The organism is Phytobacter ursingii (genome assembly GCF_001022135.1).
GTDB classification, from domain to species: Bacteria; Pseudomonadota; Gammaproteobacteria; order Enterobacterales; family Enterobacteriaceae; genus Phytobacter; species Phytobacter ursingii.
This window is the reverse complement of record NZ_CP011602.1, coordinates 3,005,292-3,018,554: the sequence shown is the minus strand read 5'-3', so window position 1 is coordinate 3,018,554 and position 13,263 is coordinate 3,005,292. Positions and strand designations below refer to the sequence as shown.

Annotated in this window: 12 protein-coding genes; 4 read left to right on the top strand and 8 right to left on the bottom strand. The window is 54.2% G+C overall.

Going from position 1 to position 13,263, the window contains the following annotated elements:
* Positions 1-346 precede the first annotated feature (346 nt).
* Positions 347-1,747, top strand: a complete 1,401-nt coding sequence (gene chiP, locus AB182_RS17730; RefSeq protein WP_047371260.1) for a chitoporin ChiP — start codon at positions 347-349, stop codon at positions 1,745-1,747.
* 17 nt (positions 1,748-1,764) lie between these two features.
* Positions 1,765-2,100, top strand: a complete 336-nt coding sequence (chiQ, locus tag AB182_RS17725; protein ID WP_047373342.1) for a ChiQ/YbfN family lipoprotein — start codon at positions 1,765-1,767, stop codon at positions 2,098-2,100.
* A gap of 95 nt (positions 2,101-2,195) precedes the next feature.
* Here the strand turns inward: chiQ and fur are convergent, their stop codons facing one another.
* From fur to ybfF, 4 genes are all read right to left on the bottom strand, one after another.
* Positions 2,196-2,648, bottom strand: coding sequence for a ferric iron uptake transcriptional regulator (gene fur, locus AB182_RS17720; protein ID WP_047371259.1), 453 nt, complete (start codon positions 2,646-2,648; stop codon positions 2,196-2,198).
* Positions 2,649-2,937: 289 nt separating this feature from the next.
* Positions 2,938-3,468: a flavodoxin FldA gene (fldA, locus tag AB182_RS17715; protein ID WP_047371258.1), complete on the bottom strand. Its 531-nt coding sequence runs from the start codon at positions 3,466-3,468 to the stop codon at positions 2,938-2,940.
* 149 nt (positions 3,469-3,617) lie between these two features.
* Positions 3,618-3,911 (bottom strand): LexA regulated protein, encoded by a 294-nt coding sequence (ybfE, locus tag AB182_RS17710; protein ID WP_047371257.1) that lies wholly within the window; start codon positions 3,909-3,911, stop codon positions 3,618-3,620.
* Positions 3,912-4,042: 131 nt separating this feature from the next.
* Positions 4,043-4,816, bottom strand: a complete 774-nt coding sequence (gene ybfF / locus AB182_RS17705; protein ID WP_047373341.1) for an esterase — start codon at positions 4,814-4,816, stop codon at positions 4,043-4,045.
* A gap of 182 nt (positions 4,817-4,998) precedes the next feature.
* Between ybfF and seqA the strand changes: the two genes are divergently transcribed.
* Both seqA and pgm read left to right on the top strand, forming a co-directional pair.
* Complete coding sequence (seqA, locus tag AB182_RS17700) at positions 4,999-5,547, top strand: replication initiation negative regulator SeqA (protein WP_047371256.1); 549 nt, start codon at positions 4,999-5,001, stop codon at positions 5,545-5,547.
* 24 nt (positions 5,548-5,571) lie between these two features.
* Positions 5,572-7,212 (top strand): phosphoglucomutase (alpha-D-glucose-1,6-bisphosphate-dependent), encoded by a 1,641-nt coding sequence (pgm, locus tag AB182_RS17695; protein ID WP_047371255.1) that lies wholly within the window; start codon positions 5,572-5,574, stop codon positions 7,210-7,212.
* A 35-nt stretch (positions 7,213-7,247) separates the two neighbouring features.
* Here the strand turns inward: pgm and kdpE are convergent, their stop codons facing one another.
* The 4 genes from kdpE to kdpB are packed head-to-tail and all read right to left on the bottom strand — an operon-like array spanning position 7,248 to position 13,253.
* Complete coding sequence (gene kdpE / locus AB182_RS17690) at positions 7,248-7,925, bottom strand: two-component system response regulator KdpE (RefSeq protein WP_047371254.1); 678 nt, start codon at positions 7,923-7,925, stop codon at positions 7,248-7,250.
* Positions 7,922-10,609: a two-component system sensor histidine kinase KdpD gene (gene kdpD, locus AB182_RS17685; RefSeq protein ID WP_047371253.1), complete on the bottom strand. Its 2,688-nt coding sequence runs from the start codon at positions 10,607-10,609 to the stop codon at positions 7,922-7,924. The genes kdpE and kdpD overlap by 4 nt, the downstream gene beginning before the upstream one ends.
* Before the next feature lie 3 nt (positions 10,610-10,612).
* Positions 10,613-11,191 (bottom strand): potassium-transporting ATPase subunit KdpC, encoded by a 579-nt coding sequence (gene kdpC / locus AB182_RS17680; protein ID WP_047371252.1) that lies wholly within the window; start codon positions 11,189-11,191, stop codon positions 10,613-10,615.
* Positions 11,192-11,204: 13 nt separating this feature from the next.
* On the bottom strand, positions 11,205-13,253 hold the full coding sequence (kdpB, locus tag AB182_RS17675; protein ID WP_047371251.1) for a potassium-transporting ATPase subunit KdpB: 2,049 nt from the start codon (positions 13,251-13,253) through the stop codon (positions 11,205-11,207).
* Positions 13,254-13,263: the final 10 nt, after the last annotated feature.

The window sequence follows — 13,263 nt, the reverse complement described above, 5'->3', positions numbered from 1 at the left end:
TTATTTCTCGATTAAAAATAAGTTGCTGCTGGCTTTTTACTTTTCTGAAATTTCGTTTTAATTTTATCCAATCAACTTTTCAGTTATTTATTGATAATTTAGGTTAAGTTTACTCAGGTTCCATGCTATGCAAGCCAGCGACCGACTAACAATAAATCTGTGTGGTTCGTCATAATCCCCATAATTCCTTCATGCAAAGGCTTGATAATTCGCGTCGCGAAAAATATGCTTACAAACGATAGATATAGAAACATTTTCTATAACTGTCAGTAATATTTCATTTTTTTTATTTATTGCTGTTTGCATTTGCGCAGCACTTTTATGTTTTCGTCAAAGAGGAACACTCATGAACGCGTTTAACGCTAAACGTAAGGCGTTAGCGTTGGCTATTGCCTGCGCCACCGCATTACCAGGTTTAACTTTTGCTCCTTCCGTCAGCGCTGCTGGTTTTGTCGATGACGCTACGCTCACCGGCGGGATTTACTACTGGCAGCGCCAGCGTGACCGTAAAGATGTCACCGATGGCGATAAATACAAAACGAACCTGTCGCACTCCACATGGAATACGAACCTCGATTTCCAGTCTGGTTATGCTGCCGATATGTTCGGTATTGATGTCGCGGTTTTTGCAGCGATTGAGATGGCTGAATCCTCAGAAAGCGGACATCCGAATGAAATCGCATTTTCCAATAGCCACAAAGTGTATGACGAAGACTGGGCCGGCGATCGTAGCGGCGCAAGTCTCTATACAGCCGCAGCGAAATTTAAATATGGTCCTGTATGGGCGAGGGCAGGGTATATCCAGCCAACCGGGCAAACTCTGCTGGCATCAAACTGGAGCTTTATGCCGGGTACCTATCAGGGGGCGGAAGCCGGCGCAAAACTGGATTACGATGATAACGGCGCGCTGAGCTTCTCGTATATGTGGGCCAATGAATACAAAGCGCCGTGGTATAACGAAACGGATCATTTCTACCAGAACGATGGCGTGAGTAAAATCGACTACGTCCACTCTCTGGGCGCATCGTACGATTTTAAAAACAACCTTCTCCTTGAAGCCGCATTTGGTCAGGCACAAGGTTACGTTGATCAATACTTTGCCAAAGCCAGCTATAAGTTTGACGTCATAGGGAACCCGCTTTCCACCAGTTATCAGTTCTATGGTTCGCGCGACAAGGCCGATAACAACACCATCAATGATATTTACGACGGCACCGCGTGGTTACAGGCGCTCACCTTTGGTTATACGGTCGGTCCGGTGGATTTACGCCTTGAGGGAACCTGGGTCAAAGCCGATGGTCGCCAGGGCTATTTCAATTCACGTATGACGCCCCGGTATGGCTCTTCCAATGGTCGCCTGGATATCTGGTGGGACAACCGTTCTGACTTTAACGCCCATAACGAGAAATCCGTCTTTGTCGGCGCCATGTATGACCTGAAAGGCTGGAATCTGCCTGGTTGGGCGGTTGGCGCATCGTACGTGTATGGCTGGGATGCCAAACCGTCTACTGTCTCCTCTGGCGACAAATACTACGATGCGGGCAACGCCATTAAAGAGTCAGCGTATAGCCTCGACCTGCTTTACACCGTGCAGGAAGGGATGGCAAAAGGCACGTTATTCAAGCTGCACTTCACCCAATATGATAACCATTCCAATATTCCGAGCTGGGGTGGCGGATATAACAACATCTTCCAGGACGAACGTGACGTGAAGTTTATCGTCATTGCGCCGCTGAATATTTTCTAATACCAGGGAGTGCCATGATGATGAAACCAATATTACTTGCCCTGCTGACGCTGGGACTTGCCGCCTGTGTGCAACAGCCGCAGGCGCCAAAGGAAGATGCGCGATTAAAAGAGGCTTACAGCGCTTGTATTAATACGGCAGAAGGTTCACCGGAGAAAACGGCGGCGTGCAGAAGCGTACTGGATGTTCTGCGCAAAGAGAAAGCACACCAGCAATTTGCGGAGGAAGAGAGTGTGCGCACGCTGGATTATCAGCAATGCCTTGAAGCGACGCATACCGGAAACGGGCAGGCGGTGAAAACCCGTTGTGACCAGATCTGGCAGGAGATTCATCACCATAACGCGGTAAATTAACCGTATCAAAGGCTCGCTTCGGCGGGCTTTTTTATGCGGTAAAGTCAGAAATAAAAAAGCCAACCCGGAGGTTGGCTTTTTTACGAAGCTGATGATTATTTCTCAGCGGCTTCGTGCGCGTTTTCGTCAGTACGGCAGTCGCCTTCGGCGCAATGGCCATAGAGGTACAGACTGTGGTTAGTCAGACGAATACCGTGTCTGGACGCGATCTCACGCTGACGCGCTTCAATAGAGTCATCACTGAACTCAATCACTTTGCCGCAATCCAGGCAAATTAAGTGATCGTGGTGATGCTGCTGGGTCAGTTCAAAGACGGACTTACCGCCTTCAAAGTTATGGCGGGTCACGATCCCGGCATCATCGAACTGGTTAAGCACACGGTACACCGTCGCCAGCCCAATCTCTTCGCCCATGTCGATCAGGCGCTTATATAAATCTTCCGCACTGACATGATGGTTCTCCGGCTCCTGAAGCACTTCCAGGATTTTTAACCGAGGAAGCGTGACTTTCAGGCCGGCCTTCTTTAATGCGGTATTGTTGTCAGTCATGCGGAATCTGTCCTGTTGCTAAACGATTCACTTCCCGTTGGGAAGCTACAAGGAATGCACCTGGGATAATGCGTCTCATTATAGAACTGCCATGCCTGAATGAAAACTGCAAGTCCTCAAGTAAAGTAAGCTTATAAAACGTGGTAGCGTCAACAAAGTCCTTTGTGTTACCCGTTTTAATCAGGGGTCATTGTACAGCGCTGGAGAAAAAAGTTAAAAAATTGTAGCAATTATTTCCATCGCTTTTATCTATTAATCAGGCGCAACCAGCAGGTTGCGCCAAACAACATCAGGCATTGATGATGTCATTCAGATGAAGTTCTTCGGAAATCTGTTTCACCCATTTATCGACACGGCCAGCGGTCAGTTCAGGCTGACGGTCTTCATCAATAGCAAGGCCAACGAAGTGGTTGTCGTCTGCCAGACCTTTGGACGCTTCAAAATGGTAACCTTCGGTCGGCCAGTGACCTACGATGGTTGCGCCGCGCGGTTCAATGATGTCGCGGATAGTGCCCAACGCATCACAGAAATACTCTGCATAGTCTTCCTGATCGCCACAGCCAAACAGGGCAACCAGTTTGCCGTTAAAATCGATATCTTCCAGCGTCGGGAAAAAGTCATCCCAGTCACACTGTGCTTCACCATAATACCAGGTCGGGATGCCAAGCAGCAGGATGTCGTAACCTTCAAGATCCTCTTTGCTGCTTTTAGCAATGTCATGCACATCGGCAACATCTTTACCAAGTTGAGCCTGGATCATCTTTGCGATGTTTTCGGTATTACCGGTATCGCTGCCGAAAAAAATGCCTGTGATTGCCATGAGTAAAATAACCTCTTGAAACTTAATGATTTGGTGGTGGCGATTGGCCCACGGATAAGGGCAATCATAGCAGATCAGAGAAGCACGCGGAAACTGCAATCACGCAAGACTGCACTCTGTGCAACATGAAAGTGAATTTTTGCGATAATTCAGAGGATTTCCTGGCTGTTCAGCGCGTTAAGCTGAGCCAGTAACATCTCTTCAATCAGTTCGCTGCGGCTCATTTCCCGCGCATCCGCCAGCGCGTTTAATGCGTCGACAGCCTCGGCGTTGAGTTTTAATTCGACGCGTTTAAGCCCACGAACCTTATCGCGTTTAAGCTGATTGCGCTTATTCACGCGCAATTGCTCGTCGCGAGAGAGCGGATTGGTTTTAGGACGTCCCGGGCGACGTTCATTCGCGAACAGATCTAATGTCGTGCGGTCCGTTTGTTCTTTAGCCATGATTTAAGAATACTACGGGAAGTACAAGCAATCGGGTCATAGCCCGGGCTGATTAGCGCGCCATCATACATCAGCGATGCGGACACGCCAACGACCGGGCGCTTTCCGACAATCGGTCGCCGGGTTTTTAATCAGTTTGTCTTTTCAGCGAGATAACGACGGATGGCGCGCAGAACCGCTTCCGGCTTTTCTGCATGCACCCAGTGCCCGGCACCGGCAATGACATGCGCGCGTGCCTGCGGGAACTGTTGCAGCAGGTCGTCACGATACTGTTCGCTGACATACGGCGATTTACCGCCGGGGATAAAAAGGGCGGGGTGATCCCAGGCTGGCACGGTTTCCCACCCCACAATATGGGGATACTGATCCCACAACGCGGGCACATTAAAGCGCCACTTGCCATCAACAAACGACTTGAGCAGGAACTGAATCACCCCTTCTTCATTTATATGTTCGCGCATGACGGCGGCGGCCTGCTGGCGCGTGGTGGCACTGGCGTCGGTCACCGCATTGATGGCGGCAAAGATCTCGTCGTGACGGCGCACGTGGTAATGGACCGGGGCAATGTCGATAGCTACGAGCTTGTCGATGCGTTCTGGCGCCAGCGCGGTAAATGCCATCACCGCTTTCCCCCCCATGGAGTGACCAACGAAGGTCGCGCGTTCTATACCATGGGCATCGAGGGTATCAAGTAAGTCCTGCGCCATCAGCGGATAATTCATCTCCGGTGACCGTCCGGAAAGGCCGTGATTTCGCATATCAACCTGAATAATATCATGGTCATTGACGAGGTCGCGGGCAAGTACGCCAAGGTTGTCCAGGCTACCAAATAAACCGTGAACCAGCACGATGGGGGAATTGTTGTGCGATTGTTGTGCAGATTGCGCTCGGGTATTCAATTTCATGGCAAAGTTCTTTTTTTCGCTCTTTCGGATTAAGGTATTATGTTGAACATTCTGCCGTCCGGCTGCAAGGTTTTGACACATTCTGACTTTGCCGCCATCCTGGTTTGACGCTATCCGCTGTTGGGATTTGACTTTATAATCTCAATAACTTGTATTCAGATTAGACACTGCACTGGATTAAGATGAAAACGATCGAAGTTGATGATGAGCTCTACAGTTATATTGCCAGCCATACAAAGCACATTGGCGAGAGCGCATCCGACATTTTACGGCGCATGTTGAAGTTTTCCGCCGCTCCGCAGCCAGCTGCCGCTGTTCCACTCGCGAAAGACACCCCCGCACCTGTTACGGTTGAAGAAGTAAAACCGGCTAATACGGCGAAAGACAAAGTCCGCGCGGTGCGTGAACTGCTCCTTTCTGATGAGTATGCAGAGCAGAAAAAGGCCGTTAATCGCTTTATGCTGGTGCTGTCTACACTGTACGCATTAGATAAAAAGGCTTTTGCAGAATCCACTGAGTCTCTGCATGGCCGCACCCGCGTATACTTTGCGGCTGATGAACATACCCTGTTGCAAAACGGCAATCAGACGAAGCCAAAACAGGTGCCTGATACCCCGTACTGGGTTATCACTAACACGAATACGGGTCGTAAATGCAGCATGGTGGAGCACATCATGCAATCAATGCAATTCCCGACGGAGTTGATTGAAAAGGTTTGCGGCACAATTTAATCCTTGCATAAAAAGGACCAGGCAATGGCTAACCACGAACGTGCAGGGCAACCTGCGCAACAGAGCGATTTAATTAACGTCGCCCAGCTTACCGCGCAGTACTATGTGCTGAAACCGGAGATCGGCAATGCTGAGCACGCGGTAAAATTTGGTACGTCAGGTCACCGCGGAAGCGCGGGGCGTCACAGTTTCAACGAACAACACATTCTGGCAATTGCTCAGGCTATCGCCGAAGAGCGTGCCAAAAACGGTATCACCGGTCCGTGCTATGTTGGCAAAGATACCCATGCCCTGTCCGAACCTGCGTTTATCTCTGTTCTGGAAGTGCTGGCGGCAAACGGTGTTGATGTGATCGTGCAGGAAAATAACGGCTTCACGCCGACCCCTGCGGTGTCCAATGCCATCCTGGTACACAACAAAAAAGGTGGCGCGCAGGCTGATGGTATCGTCATTACGCCTTCACATAACCCACCGGAAGACGGCGGTATTAAATACAATCCGCCAAACGGTGGCCCGGCGGATACCAACGTGACCAAAGTGGTTGAAGACCGCGCTAATGCGCTGCTGGCTGACGGTCTGAAAGGCGTGAAACGCATCACTCTGGATGCCGCACTGGCGTCCGGTCACGTAAAAGAGCAGGACCTGGTACAGCCGTTTATCGAAGGGCTGGCTGATATCGTCGATATGGCGGCGATTCAGAAAGCGGGCCTGAAACTGGGCGTGGATCCGCTGGGGGGTTCCGGTATTGAATACTGGAAGCGTATTGCTGATTTCTACAAGCTTGATCTGACCATCGTTAACGATCAGGTTGATCAAACCTTCCGCTTTATGCACCTCGATAAAGACGGTGTTATCCGCATGGACTGCTCCTCTGAGTGCGCCATGGCTGGTCTGCTGGCGCTGCGCGATAAGTTCGATCTGGCCTTCGCCAATGACCCTGACTATGACCGTCATGGTATCGTTACGCCTGCGGGGCTGATGAATCCGAACCACTACCTTGCTGTCGCGATTAACTATCTGTTCCAGCATCGTCCGCAGTGGGGCAAAGACGTCGCGGTAGGTAAAACCCTGGTTTCCTCCGCTATGATTGACCGCGTGGTCAACGATCTTGGTCGCAAACTGGTTGAAGTACCGGTTGGTTTCAAATGGTTTGTTGATGGCCTGTTCGACGGCAGCTTCGGCTTCGGTGGCGAAGAGAGTGCAGGGGCATCCTTCCTGCGTTTTGACGGCACGCCGTGGTCGACCGATAAAGACGGGATCATCATGTGCCTGCTGGCAGCGGAAATCACCGCTGTCACCGGGAAAAACCCGCAGCAGCACTACGACGAGCTGGCCGCACGTTTTGGTGCGCCGAGCTATAACCGTCTTGGCGCCAGCGCGACTTCCGCACAGAAAGCGGCATTGTCCAAACTCTCGCCGGAAATGGTCAGTGCCAGCACGCTGGCGGGCGATCCCATCACCGCACGTCTGACGGCAGCACCGGGTAACGGCGCGTCTATCGGTGGTCTGAAAGTGATGACCGACAACGGCTGGTTTGCCGCGCGTCCGTCAGGTACAGAAGATGCCTACAAAATTTACTGCGAAAGCTTCCTCGGTGAAGAACACCGTAAGCTTATCGAGAAAGAAGCGGTAGAGATTGTAAGTGAAGTACTGAAAAACGCGTAACCATCATCAGGCCCTGTCCAGGGCCTGATTCTTTTCTACAGCATAAACCGATAGCCAATGCCGGTTTCTGTCAATAAGTGGCGGGGACGCGCAGGATCGGCTTCCAGCTTCTGACGAAGATGACCCATATAGATGCGTAAATAGTGACTGTGCTCAACGGCATTCGGCCCCCAGACCTGGCTTAGCAACTGGCGTTGGGTCAGCACCTTGCCGTGGTTATTGAGTAATACGGCCAGCAGACGAAACTCGATAGGGGTGAGGTGCAGCTCTTCGCCCGCGCGCACAATACGACGGTTGGCGAGATCGACCTGAATATCTGAAAAACTCACCAACGGATCGCTCTGCTGTATGCCCGCATTGCGACGCAGCGCTACCCGTAGACGAGCCTGCAATTCGCCGATACCAAAGGGCTTACTGAGATAATCGTCGGCCCCGGCATCCAGCGCGGCAATTTTGTCGCTCTCTTCGGTTCGCGCGGATAATACGATAACCGGAATTTGGCTCCACTGACGTAGATCCCGGATAAAATCAATGCCATCACCGTCCGGCAAACCTAAATCAAGGATCACAAGGTCTGGTTTGCGTGTCGCGGCTTCGATAAGGCCGCGCTGCAGCGTTTCGGCTTCCCAGGCGCGTAACCCCTCGGCTTCCAGCGCGGCGCGCAGAAAACGACGTATGGCCTGTTCATCTTCAACGATGAGAACGTTAATCACAAATCCTCGGCTAATTCATCCAGTTGCGGTGGCGGTTCCAGCGGCAGTGTAACATAAAAACTGGCGCCGCCTTCCGGACGGTTGGCAGCGGAAATCGTCCCGCCGTGCACCTCGACAATCGCCTCGCAGATGGCCAGCCCTAAGCCCACGCCGGGAATAGCCGACTCTTTGCTGCCACGGGCAAACTTCGCAAAAATCGCCTCTTCCTGTCCGACAGGAATACCTGGACCGTTATCCCATACTTCGAGTGTCAGTCGCGAGTCATCATGCCGGGCATCGATACCGATATTCGCATTGTGTCCGGCGTATTTAACAGCATTTTCCAGAAGATTAATCAGTACGCGTTCAAACAGCGGCCCATCAACATGTACCAGCATGAGCGGGTCGGGGAGGCTCAGTGCAATATGGCGTTCGCCGAGGCCGGGTTCGAGTGTTTTCAGCGCACTCCCTACCACCTCCTCCAGGGTCAGCCACTCTTTTTTAAGATTAAAACCGCCGGACTGAATACGCGCCATATCCAGCAAGTTATTCACCAACCGGGTGGTGTTGAGCACATGCTGACGAATTTCGCTGGCCTGAGGCGCATGCTTAGACCCTTCGCTGGCCAGATCCAGCGTCAGGATTTCCGCCTGGCCAAACAGTACGGTGAGCGGTGTACGCAGATCGTGGGAGAGTGCCGCCAGCAACGAGTTGCGTATGCTTTCCCGCTCACTGGCAAGGCGCGCCTGCTCTTCGCTGGTGGCCAGCGCCTGGCGTTCCAGCGCACTGGCTACCAGCAAAGTAAAGGTTTCCAGAAGACGCTGCTGCTCAGGGATCATCAGCAGGCGTAAGTTTGCTGGTTCCACAATCAGTAAACCATGCGTTTTCTGCGCGCTTTTCAATGGCAGTATTTGATAGGGCACGCCGGGGAGGGTATCGGTACCGGCCCCCGCAGGCTGTCCCTTATCAAAGCTCCATCGGGCAATAGCGTCATCCCACGGGCTGATGCTCTGGGTCTGGGTTGCGGCGACCAGTTTTCCCGAATGATCGGGTAGCAAGACCTGGCTTCGGGCATCAAATGTTGAGCGGATAAACGCCTCGCTGGTTGTGGCGATATCGGCTTCGCTGCGCCCGGTCGCCAGCGCTTTCGACATCTCATACAGATGGCGAGTGCGCTGTTCGCGGTAGCGGGCGACGCGCGCCTGATAACGCACACCGGCAGTGAGATTGCCGATCACCAGGCCAACCGTCAGCATTACGCCGAACGTCAGCAGATACTGCACATCGGAAACGGCCAGTGTTCCGCGTGGCGCAATAAAAAAGAGATCAAAGCTGACGACATTTATCACTGTGGCAAAGGCCGATGGCCAGCGACCGTACAGCAGCGCGACCACCACCACGCCAAGCAGATAGACCATCACCAGATTGGCGGCGTCAAAGGCGACCAGCCACTGCATCGCAATCAGCGTAATAGCGGCGCACAGGGCGACTGCGACCAGACAGCCTTTTAACTGAACGCGCCATTTTTCCATAAACGGACGGTTATCGCCGGGGCGGGAGGGCAGCGTAACGGGAGCATCATCCGGCGCAATGATCACCAGATCAAGGTCCGGCGCGCGGCGCGCCAGTCGGTCTGCAAAGGATTCAGCGCCAAACCAGCGCCGTTTATTACGCCTGCCGATGAGGATTTTGCCGAGGTTATGCTCGCGGGCGTAGCGCAAAATGGCTTTATCTTCTGCCGGGTCGGAGAGGGTTGCCGTTTCTGCGCCCAGCTCCTGGGCCAGGTGTAATGAGGCGAGGATTGCCCGACGTTGTTGTTCGGGCAAACGGTGCAGGGCAGGGGTTTCCACGTAGACCGCGTGCCAGACGCTGCCCAGTTTTGCCGCCAGACGGGCAGCCGTGCGGATCAGTTTCTCATTACCCGTACCGTGACCGACGCAGAGCAGGATGGCATCGCGCGTATGCCAGACTTTTTCATCCCCAAGGCGGTCGCGCCAGGCGCGCATCTGGTCGTCAACGCGATCGGCTGTTCGTCGCAGGGCCAGTTCACGTAAGGCGATAAGATTGCCTTTGCGAAAGAAGTGCTCAATAGCGCGTTCGGCCTGACCACCGATATAGACTTTGCCCTCGTGAAGACGCTGGCGTAAATCGTCCGGCGGCAGGTCGACCAGCACTATTTCGTCCGCTGCGTCAAAAAAGGGGTCGGGTACCGTTTCGCGCACTTGTACGCCGGTAACGCCACTGACCACATCATTCAGACTTTCCAGATGTTGCACATTCACGGTGGTCAGAACATCGATGCCCGCTTCGAGCAACTCCTCCACATCCTGCCAGCGTTTCGGGTGGCGGGAGCCGGGCGCGTTGCTATGCGCCAGCTCATCCATCAATATCAATGCCGGACGCCGCGCAAGGGCGGCGTCAAGGTCAAACTCCTGAATCAGGCGAGCGCGATGGGCGATACGTCGCGGCGGCAGCACCGCCAGCCCATTGAGCAGAGCGGCGGTCTCCTTGCGCCCGTGAGTTTCCACCACGCCCACCAGAATATCCAGCCCCTGCGCCCGTAGCCGCTGCGCCTCCTGCAGCATGGCAAAGGTCTTCCCGACGCCGGCACAGGCACCGAAAAAGATTTTCAGTTTGCCGCGATGATCCGTCGCCGTGTGTTCCAGCAGTTTGTCTGGATCCGGGCGCAAAGGCTCGTCTGTCATGACTTATTTATCCTTGAGCGCATCCAGCGCCAGATTCAGTTCAACAATATTCACCACAGGCTGACCAATAAAATCGAAAAGCGGGTGAGTGGTGTTTTCTTCTACTAGCCGGGCAACGGTCTGGGCAGGCAGATTACGTGCCTGAGCCACTCGTGGGATCTGCCAGACCACCGCCTGCGGCGTCAGATTGTTATCCAGACCGCTGGCCGATGTCGTTATCAGTTCCACCGGCACACGGGCATCAGCCTGTGGGTTTTCCTGACGTAGCTGGGCTACGCGCGCGCTCACTTCTTTATCCAGCTCGGGGTTACTGGCCGCCAGATTACTCCCGCCGGATGCCATCGGATTATAGGGCGCATCGGCTGTAGCGGAAGGGCGTCCGTGAAAATATCCCGCCGCGGTGAAGTTCTGCCCAATCAGGCGGGAGCCGCGAACCACATCGTCTCCTTCACGAATAAGCGAACCGTTGGCCTGCGTCTGGAACAACCACTGCCCCAGTGCCGTGGTAACCAGTGGGTAGAGCCCGCCGGTAATTAACGTCAGTACAATTAAGAGTACAAATGCCGGACGAATCAAAGCCATTTTTTTATCCCTCTTATACCAGGCCAAACAGCGTCAGCAACAGGTCGATAATCTTGATGCCGATAAACGGCACTACCAGTCCGCCCAGCCCATATACCCACAGGTTGCGGCGCAGCATGGCGGAGGCCGTCAACGGTTTGTAGCTCACCCCTTTCAACGCCAGCGGAATTAAAAAGACGATGATCAGGGCGTTGAAGATGACCGCGCTCAGAATGGCCGACGCCGGGGAGTGCAGGTGCATCACGTTCAGCGCATTGAGTTGCGGATAGGTGGCGGCAAATGCAGCCGGGATGATGGCAAAATATTTCGCCACATCGTTGGCAATACTGAACGTGGTCAGCGAACCACGGGTCATCAGCATTTGTTTACCAATATGTACCACCTCAATCAGCTTGGTGGGGTTGGAGTCCAGATCCACCATGTTGCCAGCCTCTTTCGCGGCCTGGGTCCCGGAGTTCATGGCAACCGCGACATCCGCCTGCGCCAGCGCCGGGGCGTCATTGGTGCCGTCGCCGGTCATCGCGACCAGACGGCCTTCTGATTGATACTGGCGAATCAGCGCCAGTTTTGCTTCCGGGGTCGCCTCGGCCAGGAAATCATCCACCCCGGCTTCGGCGGCAATGGCGGCGGCAGTAAGACGGTTATCCCCGGTGATCATGACCGTCTTGATGCCCATTTTCCGCAGCTGAGCGAAACGCTCTTTGATGCCGCCTTTGACGATATCTTTGAGCGCGATGACCCCCAACACGCGTGCCCCTTCTGCCACTACCAGCGGTGTAGCCCCGAGACGCGCTACCTGTTCCACGCGCTGCTCGACATCGGCCGGGAACTGGCCATTGTTAGCCTCAATATGACGACGAATGGCATCCACTGATCCTTTGCGGATCATGCGTCCCTGCACGTTAATGCCGCTCATACGGGTCTGCGCGGTAAAGGGGACAAATGTCGCCTGCAGACTCTGGACATCCCGCTCACGCAGGTTAAAGCGCTGCTTGGCCAGCACGACAATGCTGCGGCCTTCCGGCGTTTCATCCGCCAGAGAAGAGAGCTGTGCGGCATCGGCCAGGGTTTTTTCATCCACGCCGTTGGCAGGCAGGAACTCGGAGGCCTGACGGTTGCCGAGTGTGATGGTGCCGGTTTTATCCAGCAGCAGGACATCGACATCGCCAGCGGCTTCTACGGCGCGCCCGCTGGTGGCAATAACATTGGCGCCGAGCATACGGCTCATCCCGGCGACGCCGATCGCCGACAGCAAACCGCCGATGGTGGTCGGGATCAGGCAAACCAGCAGGGCCACAAGCACGGTCACGCTGACCGGCGTGCCGCCATAGACCGAGAACGGCCAGAGGGTGGCGGTCGCCAGCAGGAAGACAATGGTCAGCGCCACCAGCAGAATGGTCAGTGCGATCTCATTGGGGGTTTTACGGCGCTGGGCGCCTTCCACCATGGCAATCATCCGATCAAGGAAGGTTTCACCGGGGTTAACGCTACACTGAATCACCAGCCAGTCAGACAGAATGCGCGTGCCGCCGGTGACGGAGGCGAAATCGCCGCCGGATTCGCGGATAACCGGTGCGGACTCCCCGGTAATGGCGCTTTCATCCACCGACGCGCCGCCCTCAATCACTTCCCCATCGCAGGGAATAATATCGCCTGCTTCCACCAGCACCACATCGCCTTTACGTAAGTCAGCGGCGGGAATGTGGTCGATTTGCGCATCATGCTGGGGCGCGCGTAATTTGCGGGCGAAGGCCGTTTTCTTTACCCCTTTCAGGCTGTTGGCCTGCGCTTTGCTGCGACCTTCCGCCAGCGCTTCGGCGAAGTTGGCGAACAGTACGGTAAACCACAGCCACAGACTGACCGCGCCAGTAAACCAGGTGCGGCCATCGAGATATCCGCTTGCCATCGCCATCGCCAGCAGCGTGGTCAGCACGCTGCCAATCCAGACGATAAACATAACCGGGTTACGCCACTGAACATGCGGGCTCAGTTTAGTAATGGAATCAATCAGCGCCTGACGCACCAGCGTCGGTTCGAGCAGGGCCATTTGTTTGCGACTCATGACAAATACT